16 protein-coding genes are annotated in these 16,969 nt (G+C 54.4%); 8 read left to right on the top strand and 8 right to left on the bottom strand.

Going from position 1 to position 16,969, the window contains the following annotated elements; all coding sequences use genetic code 11:
* Nucleotides 1-120: 120 nt before the first annotated feature.
* From phoA to ACT3RT_RS06450, 3 genes are all read right to left on the bottom strand, one after another.
* Nucleotides 121-1,539, bottom strand: coding sequence for an alkaline phosphatase (gene phoA / locus ACT3RT_RS06460; RefSeq protein WP_496202693.1), 1,419 nt, complete (start codon nt 1,537-1,539; stop codon nt 121-123).
* Nucleotides 1,540-1,708: 169 nt separating this feature from the next.
* A complete protein-coding gene (locus ACT3RT_RS06455; protein WP_485903221.1) occupies nt 1,709-2,629 on the bottom strand; it encodes a L,D-transpeptidase family protein in 921 nt (306 codons plus the stop codon).
* A gap of 268 nt (nt 2,630-2,897) precedes the next feature.
* Nucleotides 2,898-4,460, bottom strand: coding sequence for a DHA2 family efflux MFS transporter permease subunit (locus ACT3RT_RS06450; RefSeq protein ID WP_496202692.1), 1,563 nt, complete (start codon nt 4,458-4,460; stop codon nt 2,898-2,900).
* Between the two features lie 80 nt (nt 4,461-4,540).
* On the opposite strand from ACT3RT_RS06450, the gene ACT3RT_RS06445 reads away from it, so the two are divergent.
* Both ACT3RT_RS06445 and ACT3RT_RS06440 read left to right on the top strand, forming a co-directional pair.
* Entirely contained in the window at nt 4,541-5,602 is a 1,062-nt protein-coding gene (locus ACT3RT_RS06445) for an HlyD family secretion protein (RefSeq protein WP_496202691.1), read from the top strand.
* 62 nt (nt 5,603-5,664) lie between these two features.
* On the top strand, nt 5,665-6,255 hold the full coding sequence (locus ACT3RT_RS06440; RefSeq protein WP_496202690.1) for a TetR/AcrR family transcriptional regulator: 591 nt from the start codon (nt 5,665-5,667) through the stop codon (nt 6,253-6,255).
* 101 nt (nt 6,256-6,356) lie between these two features.
* Here ACT3RT_RS06440 and ACT3RT_RS06435 read toward each other — a convergent pair whose 3' ends face one another.
* Nucleotides 6,357-8,474, bottom strand: a complete 2,118-nt coding sequence (locus ACT3RT_RS06435) for a TonB-dependent siderophore receptor (RefSeq protein ID WP_353501717.1) — start codon at nt 8,472-8,474, stop codon at nt 6,357-6,359.
* Nucleotides 8,475-8,891: 417 nt separating this feature from the next.
* Between ACT3RT_RS06435 and ACT3RT_RS06430 the strand changes: the two genes are divergently transcribed.
* Both ACT3RT_RS06430 and ACT3RT_RS06425 read left to right on the top strand, forming a co-directional pair.
* A complete protein-coding gene (locus tag ACT3RT_RS06430; protein WP_034789579.1) occupies nt 8,892-9,179 on the top strand; it encodes a Bor family protein in 288 nt (95 codons plus the stop codon).
* A gap of 260 nt (nt 9,180-9,439) precedes the next feature.
* Nucleotides 9,440-9,727, top strand: a complete 288-nt coding sequence (locus ACT3RT_RS06425) for a Bor family protein (protein ID WP_185688001.1) — start codon at nt 9,440-9,442, stop codon at nt 9,725-9,727.
* 64 nt (nt 9,728-9,791) lie between these two features.
* Here ACT3RT_RS06425 and ACT3RT_RS06420 read toward each other — a convergent pair whose 3' ends face one another.
* Both ACT3RT_RS06420 and ACT3RT_RS06415 read right to left on the bottom strand, forming a co-directional pair.
* Nucleotides 9,792-10,313 (bottom strand): chromate transporter, encoded by a 522-nt coding sequence (locus ACT3RT_RS06420; RefSeq protein ID WP_353501719.1) that lies wholly within the window; start codon nt 10,311-10,313, stop codon nt 9,792-9,794.
* Nucleotides 10,310-10,888, bottom strand: coding sequence for a chromate transporter (locus ACT3RT_RS06415; protein WP_496202689.1), 579 nt, complete (start codon nt 10,886-10,888; stop codon nt 10,310-10,312). The genes ACT3RT_RS06420 and ACT3RT_RS06415 overlap by 4 nt, the downstream gene beginning before the upstream one ends.
* 112 nt (nt 10,889-11,000) lie before the next feature.
* On the opposite strand from ACT3RT_RS06415, the gene ACT3RT_RS06410 reads away from it, so the two are divergent.
* The gene (locus tag ACT3RT_RS06410) at nt 11,001-11,918 is read left to right on the top strand and encodes a LysR family transcriptional regulator (RefSeq protein ID WP_485903216.1); all 918 of its coding nucleotides are present in this window, start codon (nt 11,001-11,003) and stop codon (nt 11,916-11,918) included.
* Here ACT3RT_RS06410 and ACT3RT_RS06405 read toward each other — a convergent pair.
* Nucleotides 11,915-12,268 (bottom strand): ArsR/SmtB family transcription factor, encoded by a 354-nt coding sequence (locus tag ACT3RT_RS06405; protein WP_034789596.1) that lies wholly within the window; start codon nt 12,266-12,268, stop codon nt 11,915-11,917. The genes ACT3RT_RS06410 and ACT3RT_RS06405 overlap by 4 nt on opposite strands.
* 221 nt (nt 12,269-12,489) lie before the next feature.
* Between ACT3RT_RS06405 and fusA the strand changes: the two genes are divergently transcribed.
* From fusA to ACT3RT_RS06390, 3 genes are all read left to right on the top strand, one after another.
* The gene (gene fusA / locus ACT3RT_RS06400) at nt 12,490-14,592 is read left to right on the top strand and encodes an elongation factor G (protein ID WP_496202688.1); all 2,103 of its coding nucleotides are present in this window, start codon (nt 12,490-12,492) and stop codon (nt 14,590-14,592) included.
* Nucleotides 14,593-14,688: 96 nt separating this feature from the next.
* The gene (locus ACT3RT_RS06395) at nt 14,689-14,997 is read left to right on the top strand and encodes a type II toxin-antitoxin system CcdA family antitoxin (protein ID WP_496202687.1); all 309 of its coding nucleotides are present in this window, start codon (nt 14,689-14,691) and stop codon (nt 14,995-14,997) included.
* Nucleotides 14,997-15,308 (top strand): CcdB family protein, encoded by a 312-nt coding sequence (locus ACT3RT_RS06390; protein ID WP_353501724.1) that lies wholly within the window; start codon nt 14,997-14,999, stop codon nt 15,306-15,308. Before ACT3RT_RS06395 ends, ACT3RT_RS06390 begins: the two co-directional genes overlap by 1 nt.
* Nucleotides 15,309-15,368: 60 nt before the next feature.
* Here the strand turns inward: ACT3RT_RS06390 and ACT3RT_RS06385 are convergent, their stop codons facing one another.
* A complete protein-coding gene (locus tag ACT3RT_RS06385; RefSeq protein WP_353501725.1) occupies nt 15,369-16,376 on the bottom strand; it encodes an alpha/beta hydrolase in 1,008 nt (335 codons plus the stop codon).
* Nucleotides 16,377-16,969: the final 593 nt, after the last annotated feature.

Raw genomic sequence — 16,969 nt, 5'->3', positions numbered from 1 at the left:
CGCTAATTTCACCATTACTTACGAGTGATTCAGGTTGAAAAAAAAAGGCCGGAAAGTCTGCACTTTCCGGCCTTTTGCTTATTGATTAAATGACTGATTTACATCTTGCGGCATGATGACTTATTTAATCGCCATGGCCTCTTTCATGGTGAAGAACAGGTCAGTTTGATCCGTCAGTCCCACCACGTTGGCCGCAAACGGGCCGTAGGCCGCGACGCGCAGCTGAGTGCCGGTATGGCCTTGCGAATCCTCTTCCGAGTTGCCGTAGCTGATGGTCATTGGCGCACCGTCTTTGGTGGTCAGGGTCTGCGTCAGCCCCGGCGCTTTGGCATCTTTCTCCACAATCTGGCTGGAGTGCGCGTGGTCGGCGGTCACAATAACCAGCGTATTGCCGTCTTTACGAGCAAATTCCAGCGCTTTCTGCACGGCTTCGTCCAAATCAACGGTTTCGCCAAACTGGCCGCACGGGTTTGCCGCGTGGTCTTGTTTATCGATGGACGCCCCTTCAACTTGCAGGAAGAAGCCTTTCTCCTGCGTTTTCAGCAGATCGATGGCTTTCTCGGTCATTGCGGCAAGCGTTGGAATGTCGCTGGTGCGCTGTGGATTGGCTTCGCAGGTGACGGCCGGCTTGTCGATATTGCCGTGATAGCTGGCTTTCGGACCATTCCAGCGCACGGGTATATTGCCCGGCGAGAACAGGCCTAGCAGCGGTTTTTGCTGGTCGGCGAGGGTGATTTTTGTCAGTTCATCGGCGTTTTCCACCCACTGATAGCCCTGTGCGGTCGCCTGATCCTTCAGGGATTTCCCCGCGAAATCACCGCTTTTGGCTAACTGATTGAATGATTTCGCGCCGCCGCCCAGGGTCACGTCAGCCCGTGCTTTGATCAACTGCTCGGTGATTGAACCTTTGCCGCCGTTTTCCAGCGCATTGGTCGGGCATTTCTCACTGGTTTCTTCCGGGCCGTAGCACTTTCGGGAGGTGACGTGGGAGATTTGCGCGGCAGGGGTCGCATCTTGCAATTCTGCAGTGGAAACGTTACCCGTCGCTTTACCCGCGGCTTTCGCCAGTTCCAGAATCGTTACGTGATCTTTGCCATTCACATCCACACCCAGCGCGCCGTTATAGGTCTTCACGCCGCTAGACCATGCCGTGGCAGAGGCCGCGGAGTCCGTCACATAGTCGGGTTTGTGACTCTTCTTATCCAAAGAGTAGTGAGTGTATTGGCCCGTTAACGGCAGGGCATCGATGCCTTTGAAGTAGCCGCCCGCGCCTTCGGCATAGTTACGCGCCGAGGTGATTTCTGAGTCGCCCATGCCATCGCCAATCAGCAGGATGACGTTTTTTACCGTCTTATTGGTCAATGACGCTTTCAGGGCTTCGGTCTGATCGCCGGTCAAACGGCGCGCGCCGCCTTGTTCGGTGATGTCGCCTTTGGCGGCGCGGGAGGTTAGGGCGTCATCGGCAATCGCGCTGCTGGCAGAAGTCAGAAGCAGGGCGGTAACCACAGAACGAGCAACAAAAGAGAGAGGCAGGTGCATAACAAAACTCCGTGTAATGAAGACCAGAAAACAAGAGATACAGTTTGTCGTACTTTGTTACACGGGAGCATAAGTCAGCGGCGTGACGCTTTTATGACATGAAGGATTTTTAGCGAGGAAAATAAAAAAGCCCCTCGAAAGGGGCTTCAGGCAGGTCTACATGAGAGACTTAGTTAACCTGAGTCGGCATACCGGAACGCAGTTCGATAGCGCGCTGTACGATTGTTTGGTTAACGCTTGGGTCCATGGCGACTGCGCCCACTTTGCCAGTCAGAGAAACAGGCAGTGGCTCTTGCGAGTCAAACTCTTCCTGGTTAGCAGACAGTGGGTTATGGATCTCAATGTAACGCTTACCGTTTGGCTCAACGGTGGCTTTCAGCGGCTCGTTGATGAACTGTACGCGAGTGTCTTGCGGCACGTTGTCGAACAGCCATTTGATGTCAGCATCACGCAGACGAACACAGCCGTGGCTCACGCGCAGGCCAATACCAAAGTTGGCGTTAGTCCCGTGAATCGCATACAGGCGACCAACGTACAGCGCGTACAGACCCATTGGGTTGTCCGGGCCAGCAGGGAATACCGCTGGAAGATATTCACCGCGAGACGCGTACTCTTCGTGCATTTTCGCCGTTGGTGTCCAGGTTGGACCGGCTTTCTTACGCTGGATGGTGGTTGTCCAGTTCAGTGGGGTATCTTTGCCTAATTCACCGATACCGATTGGCAATACCACCACGGTGTTGCTGCCCTTCGGATAGTAGTAAAGACGCATTTCAGCACTGTTTACTACGATACCTTCATGCGGGGTATCTGGCAGGATCAGCTGCTGAGGAATAGTCAACACGGTGCCCGGCGTTGGCAGGAACGGGTCCACGCCTGGGTTGGCTTCGAGCATGTTGCTCAGGCCCATTTGATACTGTGCGGCAAAACTCTCAAGAGGTAATTTGCTGTTTTCTGGAACGGTAACGGTGATGTTTTCCCCGACTAACCGCCCGCCATTGGCAGGAAGAGGATACACCACGGCCGAAGCTGACTGGCTGTACGCAGCAACTGCCAAAACCATAGTAAGGATAGCGCGAATGCTCATTTTCATATTTGTCGTTGGTTCTTAATGCCACACAGGCAGTTGTTGTCGAAGTGTTCCCCCGGTGTTAACAGAAACAACCGGATGACTATTGTAGGTACACACTTGACCTGAACGAGAATCTTTATGTGTAACCAATCACATTTCTGGGCCGCCAATTATAAGGATTTATTTCAAACAGGCCAAAGCTTTTACAGGATGTCGGAAAAGTTCCCTAAACAATCGCATTTTTTGGAAGTAGGATCACAGACGTTTTACATTTCATGACACTAAACCGTTATTTCCGACAAAACGGCACCATCAATAAAGCCGCCAAAAACATCCACGCCATCAGCATAAAGACATCATTGAAAGCCAGCGTGAAGGCTTCATTGGCGACCTTGATGCCAAACAGGTTTTTCGCCATCAGCAAGGCATGAGCCGAATCCGGCGTCAGTTGCCCAATGCGCGTCGCCAGGCCGCCTATCACCGTCTGCGCCTCTTGCCCGTAACGGCCTAATACGTCGCCAAAGTGCGCGGTGTGTTCGCGAGTCCAGTCCTGCAACCAGGTGTTCACCGTGGCGATACCAATAGCGCCGCCAAGGTTGCGCATCAGATTGAATAAGCCCGATGCGTAGCGCAGTTCCGGCCCCTGAAAGGCGGTAAGCGCCATGTTTACGCTCGGCACAATGCACAGCATGATAAACAGCCCACGGACGATTTGCGGCCACAAGAACTGATCCGCGCCCCACTCGGGCGTGACTTGCGAGGTCAGCCACATGCTGGTTGAAAAGCCAATCAGCCCGGCGGTGATCAGTATGCGGCGATCCACTTTGCCAATCAGTCTGGCGGCCAAAATGGTGCTGAAGAACTGCCCAATCCCCACCACAAACACGGTGGTACCAATCTGTAAGCTGTTGAAATCACGAATGCGTCCAAGAAAAACCGGCGTCAGGTAGGTCGAGGCGTATAACCCAAAACCAATCACCAGATTAAATACGCAGGCAAAGGTAAAGGTCGGGTCGCGGAAGGGCGTCAGGCGCACAATCGGGTTTTTCGAATAGAAAGAACGCTCCAAAAACAGCACAAACGCCACCAGTGAAAACCAGGCTGAGATCTGAATGTCCGGGTCGCTAAACCAGTTCTGCCGCGGCCCCTCTTCCAGCACGTACTCCAGACAGCCCAGCGCAATTGCCATTGAGAACAGATGCACCCAGTCGATGCGTTTGAGCATCGGGAAATCGGCTTGGTCGACATGAATGAACATCACCGCGCCAATGGCCACCAGCACCCCCGGCACAATATTGATGAAGAATATCCAGCGCCAGTCGAGCCATTCGGTGACTACGCCGCCGACGGTCGGGCCGAGCGTCGGGGCCAGCACGCTGACCATGCCCAAAATCGCCGGGATCAGCGCCTGCTGCTTGCCTTTGAACAGCGCAAAGCCGGTGGAGAACACCGTCGGCACCATCGCCCCCCCGGTAAAGCCTTGCAGCGCGCGGAAGAAGATCATCGACTCGATATTCCACGCCAGCCCGCAGCCAATGCTGCTGAGGGTAAACAGCGCCGCCGAGGCGCTAAAGAGCCAGCGAGTGGAGAGCGCCTGAGTCAAAAAGGCCGAGAAGGGGATCATTACCAGTTCGGCAATCAAATAAGAGGTCTGCACCCAGCTGATTTCATCCGGGCCGGCGGAGAGTCCGGCCTGCACGTCATTGAGCGAGGCGGCGACGATCTGAATGTCGATCAGAGCCAAAAACATGCCGAAAGCCATGACGCTGAAGATTAAAAATTTGCGCGCAGTGGGCAGGTCGCTGGGGGCGATCGCCGGGGCGGCAGAAGAGGGAGCGGTCGCTTCTGACATATCAAACACCTTTTTGAACTTGTTTATATGATGCGCATCATATTAATATGATCACCATCATGCAATGAGTGAGAAGAAAAATGAGTGAAGCAACAGTTAACGGGGCGTCGGACATTCAGGGGAAAGAGAAATCGCGCCGTTCGCCGCGCATTTGGGTGGTGAGCGGTATTGCGCTGGCGGTGGCATTGGGCGGTGCTGCGTGGCTACTGGCCGCGCCGTCGTCAGAATCAACCGACGACGCTTACGTCAGTGCTGACGCCACCACCGTCGCGCCGAGGGTCAAAGGCTTTATCTCCAACGTGCTGGTGAAACATAACCAGTGGGTGAAGGCGGGGCAGCCGCTGGTGGTGATCGACAGTGAAGAGTTCAACGCGCGCGTCGCGGCGGCGGAGGGTGACGTGGCCGATGCTAGGGCGCAGGTTGAGGCCCAACAGGCCGCGCGCACCGCCATCCGTTCTTCCCTCGCCGAGCAGCAACACGCTCAAGACGAGCAGCGGCGTTATCAGTCGCTGGTCAACAGCGGCGCGACTTCACGCAATGACGCCGAACGCTTCAAAACCACCGCCGTGACCGCCGAGCAGAATGCCGCCCATGCCAGCGCGATGCTGGACGTGGCGCAGAATCAGGCGCAGGTGACTCATGCCCAGCGTGCTGAGATCCAGGCATCGCTGGCACTGGCGCAGGCCGCGTTGCAGAAGGCGCAGGCGGCATTAGATTTAGCCCAGCAGGATCAGCGCCATACCACCATCACGGCGGCGATTGACGGCGTGGTCGGCAACCGACAGGTGCAAATTGGTGACTACGTGACGCCGGGACAGCGCCTGATGACGCTGGTGCCGCTCAATGATCTGTACGTGGTGGCGAACTTTAAAGAGACGCAAACCGCGCATATTCAGCCGGGGCAGAAAGTATCCGTTAGCGTCGATGCGCTGCCCGATGTGAAATTACACGGCGTGGTGGACAGTCTGGCGCCGGGGTCGGGTTCCACCTTCGCGCTGTTGCCATTTGAGCCGGGCACGGGGAACTTCACCAAAATCGTTCAGCGCGTGCCGGTGCGCATTCATCTCGATAGTGATCAGCAGGGGCTGGCTGCGCTGCGACCGGGCTTGTCCGTTGATGCCAAGGTTAGCCTGCATGAGTGAATGTCGCGGCGCGCTGCGGTAGACTATCCGGGCTAGAGGTCTCACCAATCAGGGAGTTAATCATGCGTTACGAAAGTGAACATAAGGCGAAAATTCGCGAGCAGATCCTCAAAGAGGCGGCTAAGGCAATTCGCATTAATGGTCCGGAAAAGGTCAGCGTAGCCGGGGTGATGAGCCAGGCTGGGTTAACCCATGGCGGATTTTATGCTCACTTCGCTTCGAAAGAGGCTCTGGTTGAGGCCGCCATCGGCCAAATGTTTGACCAAAGCATGGCGCGCTGGGATAGAGACAACCAAGATTTGGCCCCGCGCGAACAGTTGGCGGGATATATCGACTTCTACCTATCGCCGTGGCATCGGGACAACCCGTCGCAGGGCTGTCCGGTGGCAGTATTACTCACCGAAGCGCCGCGTATGACGCCGCCGTGCCGCACGGCTTTCGCCCAAGGCATCGGCAGGCTACGTGGCATGGTGATTGGCCAACTGCGCGAGATGGGCGTGGATCAGCCAGAAACGGCGGCGGTGGCGCTGAGCGCCGAGCTGATGGGCACGCTGTCATTGGCGCGCTGTGAGCCGGACATTGCCAAGTCGGATGCCCTCTTAGCCGCTGCCAAAAAACGCATCATGGCCCGGCTGTCGCTTATTAATCACTGATCCGGCCTGATTCGTAGTAATAAAAAAGCCCTGAACATTCAGGGCTTTGTTTTTTTGTACTCAAGGGCAACGTGTGAAGGTTTTCCCTTTTAAGTCAGCAATTAGAAGTCGTAACCCACGGTGGCGACCACGGTGCGCTCCTGACCCCAATAGCAGTAGCTGGTGCCGTAACAGGCCGCGACATATTTCTTGTCGAACAGGTTGTTAGCATTCAACTGCACGTACGCGCCTTTCAGCTGCGGGTTGAACTGCGCCAGGTTCATACGAACGGAAGCATCAACCAGCGTGGCAGACGGCATGTGCACGGTGTTTTCGTTATCCGCCCACTGAGTGCCGATGTAACGCACGCCCGCGCCCAGATCAACACCGACCGGCGTATTGTACTGGCCCCAGATAGAAGCCATCTGTTTTGGCGTCACGTAAGGGGTGTTGCCGTCGTTAGTGGTTGAATCGTCAAAGCGCACTTTGTTGTAGGTGTAACCTGCCATCACGTTAAAGCGATCGGTAACTTGCTTCTTCGCTTCCAGCTCAAGGCCCTGTGAACGGATTTTACCCGCTGGCTCATAGTAGCTGCCGACCACCACGCGGTTGCCCACGTCGTCCTGCGTCAGATCATAAATCGCCGCGGTATACATGTCGGAAGTGCCGACCGGCTGGTACTTGATACCGGCTTCGTATTGCTCACTCTGCATCGGTTTCAGCAGGGTGTTGTTTGGACCCGGCAGAGCAGAAGGGGTCATCGCCTGACTGTAGCTGACGTATGGAGAGATGCCATTTTCAAACGCGTAAAGCAGGGAAGCGCGGCTGTTGAAGTGGCTGTCAGTACGCTCAGTGGTCACGTCGGTCAGGCCGATGGTGTCCACGGCGGCCGTTTTAGTTTTCAGACGGTCATAGCGGCCGGACAGGGTCAGGTGCCACTGGTTCCACGCCATATCATCCTGAATGTAAGTGCCATTCTGCTCATAACGGTTTTTGCCGGTTTTATCACTGTAGAACGCCAGATTTGGACCACCGGTGTAGCCGGTGTACGGGTTCAATTGGCTGGCCGTTGCGCCCAGAGATTTCAGGTCATTCATAAAGTAGGAGTAGTCGAAACCAACCACCACTTTATGTTCCAGCTCGCCGGTCGCGAAGTCCGCTTCCAACTGGTTATCCACGGCCACGCTGTCCAGGGAGGAGGTTTCGCCACTGTAATAGCGATTCATCAAGGTGCGATCGGCATTCCAGCCAGCCTGATAAACCTGATCCAACTCGGTGTTGGAGTGGGTGTAGCTGGTGTTTTGGCGGAAAGACCATACGTCGTTAAACGCGTGGCGGAATTCGTAGCTGTAAATCTGCTCCCAGCGTTTGAACTGGTTCAGCGAAGATTCGCCGTCGAAGAAGCCACGGCTCAGGCGATCGCCGTACAGGCTGCCGTCGGCTGGCACGGCGGCGTGATAGCCACCGGACGGATCTTTTTGCAGATAAGCGCGCAGTAACAGGGAGGTGTTTTCATCCGGTTGCCACATCAGCTGTGGAGAGATCGCATAACGCTCTTCACGCTGGTGGTCGTACTGAGTGTCGCTGCTGCGGGTCATACCAGTCAGGCGAAAAGCCCACTGATCATTAATGGCGTTGGTGTAATCGAACGCGCCGCCCTTGGTGTTTTGCGTGCCGCCGGACAGGCGGAAGTGGCCCTCTTCAGTAAATTGCGGGCGCTTGGAGGTTTCCATCACGATGCCGCCCGGAATGCTCTGACCGTAGAGAGCAGAAGATGGCCCTTTCAGCACGTCGATGCGCTCGAGGAACCAAGGGTCAACCTGAATGGAGTTGTAGCTGCCGCCGTCGCTCAGAATACGCAGGCCGTCGAGGAAGGTGTTGTTGACGTCACCGCCGTGGAAACCGCGTAGAGAAATGGTGTCGTAACGCGTTGCGCCACCGGCGAAGTTGGTGAACACGCCCGGCGTATAGTTCAGCGCGGCGTTAACGGTGGTGGCGTTCTGGTCGTCCATCTGCTGACGAGTCACTACTGACACAGCCTGACCGGTGGTGATGATCGGCTGATCTGTTTTGGTTGCTGTACGACTGGTTTTCGCGTTGTAACCCTGAGTCGGCGTGTCGGCAGTTTGTGGCGGAGCTGCGGTCACAACAACGGTATCTTCAGCGAATGAGGCAGCAGGAAGCGTCAGCGCCACGGCGCATAAGAGCACCGAGCGTTTTAGAGGGAAGGCCAACAACATATTCAAAGTCCCTATAGATATCGAGATGAAATATCGAGTTATGAAAAAAGTGTGTGTAAAAAGCCCATGACGGTGTCATCTGAGCTTAAAAGCCGGGCATTCGCGGGGAGTTATTCCCACAACAAAAACACCCGCTTAAAGTGGGTGTTTATTCATAACTTACGTGAATGCTAAACTTAATGATAATTGTTATCATTATTGTTTTTCAATTTCAAGGGAACTTTTAATAAAATTTTAAAATGAGGTTGTTTTTTATCCTTATATTTTTCATGGTATTGCCTACTTCCTGTCGGCTACGCGTCGTAGAGTAAATTTTATTTATTACTCAAATATCTCTAAACCTTTGCCCTAAATTTCCGATAAGAATTCAGTTCTTGGTCGTTCTATTTAATTTTTAGGGTTAATAAGGGATTTTTGATGAAAAAAGTATTACTTACCGCTGCTTTTGCCGTGCTGCTGTCCGGTTGTGCTCAACAGACTTTCAACCTGGGTCAGGGCGTGGCCACGAAGCCGAAAGAAGTGACCACGCATCACTTCTTCGTTAGCGGTATTGGTCAGCATAAAATGGTTGATGCGGCGAAAGTCTGCGGCGGCGCAGATAAAGTTTCTCGCGTAGAAGTTCAGGAAACTTTCCCTAACGTTCTGCTGAGCATCGTGACCTTTGGTATCTACACCCCACGTGAAGCGCGCGTTTATTGCGCATAATAGGAAATTTTTCCTAGCTAAACGGGCGCCTGGTGCGCCCGTTTTCACATCTGAACTCAGGCGGAAAAAGGCTTAGAAGCAGTAAGTTTAAAAGCTACATAACTCATTCACGATCCCTACAGGCAAAAGCCGGAACTTCACATTTTCACCAGAGTCTTATTGGCAAGTTTCACATGGATGAAACTGAAGGTCAGTTAAGGGCTGGGAAGGGCAATTTTGCCCTCCTGCAACAATGTTGGAATTTTTAAGGGATTAATGAAATGAAAAAAGTTTTACTTACCGCGTTTTTTGCCGTGCTGCTAACCGGTTGTGCTCAGCAGACGTTTAATATGGATCAGGGCATCTCTTCTGAGCCTAAAAAAGAGGTCACGCACCACTTCTTCCTGAACGGTATCGGCCAGACTAAGACCATTGATGCGGCGAAAGTCTGCGGCGGTGCGGATAAAGTCGTGCGTGTTGAAGTTCAGGAAACCTTCCCTGATGTGGTCTTGCGCGTGCTGACGTTTGGCATTTACGCGCCGCGTGATGCTCGCGTCTTCTGCTCTTAATGAGTCGACGTTAGAAATAAAAACGGGCGCTCATCGGCGCCCGTTTCTTGTTTTAAACTGTGGCTTAACCTAGCGCCAGTCCCAGCACCGCGCCCACCGCCAGCACCCACAGCGGATGAAAACGCTTGCTCACCGCCAGCAGCGTGCAGATAGCAATTACCGCCGCCATGCTCAGATTCGGCGCCGTGGCCTTGGCTATCAACAAGCCGCTGGAGACTACCAAGCCGACAGTCACCGGCACCAGTCCGCGCTGAACGATTTTCCGCCATGGCCGGTCTTTGTAGCGCTTCCAGCCTCCCATTACGATAAGCGTAATGATGGAAGAGGGCCCGAACTTCGCCAGAGACGACACCAGCAGCCCCGCCCAGCCAGCCACCTGCCAGCCAACCAGCGGCACTATCATCATATTCGGGCCGGGGGCCGCCTGCGCCAAGGCGAACAGGGCGCTGAACTCCTGAGCACTCATCCAATGATGCACTTGCACCACTTCGCGCTGCATCTCCGGCAGAATGGTATTACCGCCGCCGAAAGCCAAAACGGAAAGCTGGGTAAAGAGTAAAGCGAGAGAAATCAGCACCGCGCTCATGCTTTGCTCCTTGCACAGATGAAAATACTAATGGGTGCCAGTACCAGCATTACCGGGAGCATCGGCATTCGCAATCCGGCTATCGCAATAACGCCAATCGCCACCAGCGCTAGCTGTAACCATTTGCCCCACAGCGGCGCCAGCATCCTGATGCCGGTGGAGAGCAACAGGCCACCCGCCGCGGCCGCCAGCCCGGCAAACAGATGCTCGATCACCACGTCGTTTTGATAACGGGCATACACCAATCCGAGCAGCACCACGCACATGGTTGGCGCCAGAATCAGCCCCATCAGGGCCGACAGCGCGCCGCGCAGCCCACGAAACTCCATCCCCAGCGCCACGGATAAATTAATAATATTGCCGCCCGGTAGAAATTGGCACAGCCCTAACAATTCGGTGAATTGCTCAGCGCTCAGCCAACGGCGCTTCTCGACCAGCATGTGTCTCGCCATTGGCAGCACGCCGCCAAATCCGGTCAGCCCGAGAATGAAAAAGCCCATAAACAGTTGTCGACAGTCGGGTGAGTGCAGGTCGCTTTCATGGTGAGAACGAGTCTCTATAGAGTGTTGAGTCATAATGGCAATTCCCTGAACAGCGTGCTTTACGCTCTGGTTTTTTTGCCATAATGCGCGGCGGCGTGCCATGATGTCTAATGCATTTAATGACCACAAAGGATACCTAAAAGGTATGTCAAAACTGGATCTGCGAAAACTCCGCGCGTTTGTTACCGTGGTTGAAGAAGGCAGTATTTCCCGCGCAGCCGAGCGTCTTTTTATTCAGCAGCCGCCGTTAAGTCGCTTATTGCAGGGGCTGGAGCAGGATTTTGGCGTTCCACTGCTGGTTCGCCAGCCGCGCGGCGTGGTGGCGACCGATGCCGGAAGCGTGCTGCTGCAAGAGGCGCGGGCGCTGCTTTCACGCGCCGACCAGCTGGAAGCGGCGATGCAGCGCGCGGCGCAGGGCAAGCAGGGAAGTATTACCGTCGGCTTTACCAGCTCTTCCGCGCTGCACTCTTTTGTGCCGGAAGTGCTGCGCCGCTATCGGGAAATTTACCCTACGGTGAGCACCCAGTTGGAGGAGGCGGGAAGCACCGAGCTATTGCAGGGCGTGCTGGCGCAGCGCATTGACCTCGCGTTCGTCAGGATGCCGGTTCACGGTATGCCCGAGTTGAAGGTGGAGCGCGTGTTGCAGGAGCCGATGCTGGTGGCGCTCCCGGCGGGGCATCGGCTGGCAACGCTGCCGCGCGACGAGCCGATTTCACTCAAGCTCTTGGCGAACGAGCCTTTTGTACTTTACCGACGCCCGGCGGGACAGGGGCTGTATGACGCCATTTTAGCAGCCTGTTTCCGTGCCGGGTTTAGCCCGCAAATAGTGCAGGAGGCGCCGCGTCTGACCTCATGCCTGAGCCTGGTGGGCGCTGGGCTTGGCGTGTCTATTGTGCCGCAATCAATCACCCGACTGGGCGGAGAAGGGATGGTGTTTCTGCCGCTGGTGGCGCAGGCGCAGCTCAGCGCGCCACTCTATTTGGCTCGCCGCGAAGACAGCGACGCCTCGGCGATTATCAATACGTTCTGTGAGTTGCTGCGCACTCAGCTGATTGATAATTAAAGATGTTCTTCGGAGATGTGGCGCACCGTGGCTTCCAGCGTGCTGGAGTCGGATTCAATGGCGCTCAGCAGGGAGTCGAGTAAACCGGGGAAGCGTGCGTCGAGATCTTCGCGACGCAAAGATAACAAGTTGGCGCGGCCGTCCGGGCGCTGCCAGATAACGCCGCTGTCGCGCAGCACGCGCCAGTGGTGGGTTAGGGTCGATTTCGACAAGCCCTGCAACAGGGTTCCGCAAGGGTGTTCGCCGCCTTTGGCTAGCGTGCGTACAACGGCTAAACGCAGCGGATTGCCCAGTGCTGTCAGTACATTCTCTAAGCGAATCTGCTCGCGCTCGGGGTGGTTCGCTATCATTGGAATGATCCTCTTTCTTTCACGCCGATATGCGTGGGACGCGCAATATAGCTCATACAGCTACACTCTTTAAAGCACACATCACAACGATTTCACTAATAGAATAAATTTATTGTACGAATATACTCGTACAGTTGTATTATGCCTCTCGTTAAATGAAATGACGCAATACTGCACTAGGCAGTGCGTCAACTTTGCCATCCATCACGTAAGGACGTTATATGGCTCGCCAAACCCCCATTGAGCGCTACCGCAATATTGGTATCTCAGCACACATCGACGCCGGTAAAACCACCACCACCGAGCGCATCCTGTTTTACACCGGCATGAATCATAAGCTGGGTGAAGTGCATGATGGCGGTGCGACGACGGACTGGATGGCGCAAGAACAAGAACGCGGGATCACCATCACTTCTGCGGCAGTGACCTGTTTCTGGCAGGGGATGGATCACTCGTTTGAATCGCACCGCATTAATATCATCGACACCCCAGGGCACGTCGATTTCACCATTGAAGTTGAGCGCTCAATGCGTGTGCTCGACGGCGCGGTGATGGTCTATGACTCGGTCGGCGGCGTGCAGCCACAGTCGGAAACCGTATGGCGTCAGGCCAACAAATATAAAGTGCCGCGCCTGGCGTTCGTGAACAAAATGGACCGCCCTGGCGCTAACTTCTTCCGCGTTCGCCAGATGATGGTTGACCGGCTGAAGGCCAATCCGGTGCCGATTGTCATCCCGATTGGCAGCGAAGAGAACTTCGTCGGCGTGGTCGATTTACGCAAAATGCGCGCCATCCTGTGGGATGACGAAACGCAGGGCATGACCTTCCGCTATGAGCCGATCCCCGCCGAGTTGCAGGCTTTGGCCGAAGAGTGGCGTGAAAAAATGGTTTCTGCGGCGGCTGAGGCCAATGATGCGTTGATGGATAAGTACCTTGAAGAAGGGGACCTGTCCGAAGACGAAATCACTCAAGGTCTGCGCATTCGCACCATTGCCGGTGAAATTCAGCCAATGCTGTGCGGCAGCGCCTTTAAGAACAAAGGCGTGCAGCGCATGCTCGACGCAGTGGTCGAACTGATGCCTTCTCCGCTGGACATCCCGCCGGTCGCGGGTACCGACGAGAAGGATCAGGAAGTGTTCCGCCATTCTGACGACAACGAAAAGTTCTCGGCGCTGGCGTTCAAACTGATGACCGACCCCTATGTGGGGCAATTGACCTTCGTGCGCGTCTATTCCGGCGTGCTGAAGAAAGGCGATAGCGTCTACAACCCGGTGCGCGGCAAGAAAGAGCGAATCGGCCGTATTGTGCAGATGCATGCTAACGATCGTATTGAGATTGATGAGATCCGCGCGGGTGATATTGCGGCCTGCGTCGGCCTGAAAGATGTGACCACCGGGGAAACCCTGTGCGACCCATCTGACATTATCACTCTGGTGCGCATGGAGTTCCCTGAGCCGGTGATTTCACAGGCCATCGAGCCGAAAACCAAGGCCGATCAGGAGAAAATGGGCATTGCGCTGTCACGGTTGGCGTCGGAGGACCCGTCGTTCCGTATTCGCACTGACGAAGAGTCCGGGCAGACGATCATTTCCGGCATGGGCGAGTTACATCTGGAGATCATCGTTGACCGTATGAAACGCGAGTTTGGCGTCGAAGCCAATATCGGTAAGCCGCAGGTGACTTATCGTGAAACCGTGCGTAAAACGGTGACTGACGTTGACGGCAAATTTGTGCGCCAGTCCGGCGGTAAAGGCCAGTACGGCCACGTGGTATTCACCCTCGAGCCGCAGGAAGCGGGCAAAGGTTTTGCCTTTGTTGATGCCACCAAAGGTGGGGTGGTGCCGCGTGAATTTATTCCGGCGGTGGAAAAAGGCGTAGTAGAAGCGCTGAACAACGGCATTTTGGCGGGATACCCGGTGGTTGATGTCAAAGTGACCCTGACCTTCGGTTCCTCCCACGAGGTGGATTCTTCGGAAATGGCCTTCAAGATGGCGGCTATCTTTGGTTTCAAAGAGGCGGCGCGTCAGGCCAGCCCGGTGATCCTCGAACCGATGATGCGCGTTGAAGTGGAAACGCCGGAAGACTACGCCGGTAGCGTGATGGGCGATTTGTCTTCTCGTCGCGGTACGGTGCAGGGTATGGAAGAGATTGCGGGCGGCGGCGGTAAAATTATTAAAGCCGAAGTGCCGCTCTCCGAGATGTTTGGTTACTCGACTACGCTGCGATCTATGTCGCAAGGCCGTGCAACTTACACCATGGAGTTCAACCATTACGCCGAGGCACCGCGCAACGTCGCAGAAAGTATCATCGCCGCGCGTGGCTAATCAGTAGGAATGGAGTAAAACGAAACGGCCTGAAAGGGCCGTTTTTTATTGGGCGCAGGAAATAGAACTCAGAACACCGCGAAATAAGGAGGTTAGATGTATTGGCATGAGCGCCTGAAGTGTGTAAGTATTGTGCGCATTGTTGATGCGTACAAGGAGTGTGTAATGCCAGTTAATTCGTCCACGGCGAAGCGAAGAACCAACGTCACGTTAAACGCTGAGCTGCTGGAGCAAGCCAAAGCGTTGGGCATTAATTTATCCGCGACTTTTGATAAAGCGTTGAAAGAAGCCGTCAGGGAACAGCAGAGGAAACAGTTCATGGAAGACAATCAGCAAGCCATCGATTCATGCAATGCCTTCACCGAAGAGGCCGAGTTATTTTCACAAGGAAGGGGCGTGTTGTAATGGCGCAATTCGATATTTATGAAAACCTTGGCGCGGGAAAGAGCAAGTATCCCTTCTTTATGGATATCCAAAATCCGCTATTTGAACGGCTCAACGAGCGCGTGGTTATCCCTTTAACCTCAATTAACAACCTCAAGGCTATCAAGCAATTACATCCTTCCATCGAGGTTTCGGGCCAGTATTACCTCATCATGACCAATCTACTGACCAGTATTCGCTTGCAGGAGTTACGGCATCAGCCGGTGATGAATGCGAGCAGTGCGAGAGATGAGGTGGTGGCTGCCATGGATCTACTGGTGTTGGGGATTTAGCTGCCATAGCGCGATGGGATTTCCCTCCCCGAGTCAGGGGAGGGGAAGATGCGGCACAGCTTATTTCAAGCTTTCACTCAGGAAGGTCGTCGCCTCGCTGATGGCCGCGCGGGTTGCTGGCGTTTGTGACAGCGCGTTAAGCAGCACGAAGTCGTGGATGGTTCCGGCGTAGCGGGTTGCGGTGACGCGTACTCCGGCCTGAGTCAGTTTGCGGGCGTAGGCTTCGCCTTCATCACGCAGCACGTCATTTTCGTCAGTGATCACCATTGCCTGCGGTAGGCCTTTCAGCTGTTCAATCGTGGCATTCAGCGGCGAATGGTAGATATCTTCGCGTTTGGCGACATTAGGTTCGTATTGATCCCAGAACCACTTCATGCCATCGCGGGTTAACCACGGCCCTTGGGCGAATTCGTGGTAAGAGCCGTTATCAAAATTGGCTGAGGTCACCGGGTAGAACAGCAGCTGGGACTTAATCGCCGGCGTTTTGCGCTCTTTTGCCAGCAGCGTGACCACGGCCGCCATATTGCCACCGACGCTATCCCCGGCCACGGCCAGCCGCGAGGCATCGACGTTGAACTCATCGGCGTGGTCGGCAATATATTTCGTCACTGCGTAATCTTCTTCAATCGCGACCGGATAGTGGTTTTCCGGCGAGCGGCTGTAATCCACGAACACTAGCGTGGCTTTGCTGCCTACTGCCAATTCGCGAACCAGACGGTCATGGGTATTTTGGTCGCCCATTACCCAACCTGCGCCGTGGAAATAGACAATCACCGGCAGTTTCTGGCTAAAGCCCTGTGGGCGAATAACACGGATATTGGTTTTTCCTTTCGGGCCAATGGGTAGCACTTTGTCTTCGATGTCTATATTCAGCAGATGGTCGGGCTTGGCCTGCGCGCCTTCAAGCACTTTGCGGGCATTGGCCGGTGTCATTTTATAAATCGGGGTAGAACCGGCCAGGGAGTCGAGAAAAGCCTGAGTGGTTGGTTCAAGGACCGGCGCGGCGAAGGCGCTGGCAGATAACATGGATAACGCTAAGGTGCTGGCGGCAGTGATTTTACGTTTCATTATTTTTCTCTCTGATGTTGTGAACGCTATGTTGTGGTGATGGGAATTTTTATATCTCGCAATTAAATAGTGCACAAGTTAATTGTTCTTGCTTAAGTAGCGCGATAGTTAAATTTTTATTGAAACATGTGGTTTAACTCTTAAAAATCAATGGGATAACACTTTGTGCTTTTTTTGTAGCAACAATAGCTTTCAGCTGTGGGAGAAAAGTTAGGTGAGTGTGGTGATAAGGCGAGCTATTTAACTGAAAATTAATAAAAATTCGGGGTAATGCATACAGAAGGTAATGTCCTGTAAAGAGCAAAACCAACTTAGTGGAAGACGTGCTAAGCTCCTGCAACATTTTGAAATATCACGCTCAGGATAGACAGGGAATGGACGTGTTTTTGGCTTATATTATTGAAAACCCTTCGCGGGTTTTGGTGTCCATAGCGTCAATTGGCATGGTAATTTTCGCCGCGCTATTACGCGGTGCCCATGCCGTGTTTGCCAGCTTATTGGCGATATTCGGCTCATTTTTGGCGATGTTGTTATAGCGGGTCCGGCAAGGGGCGTGCGGGAAACAGCCTATCGCACTTCCACCAATTTCCCTT

The organism is Ewingella sp. AOP9-I1-14 (assembly GCF_052375995.1).
GTDB classification, from domain to species: domain Bacteria; phylum Pseudomonadota; class Gammaproteobacteria; order Enterobacterales; family Enterobacteriaceae; genus Ewingella; species Ewingella allii.
This window is presented reverse-complemented; position numbering and strand designations above follow the sequence as displayed.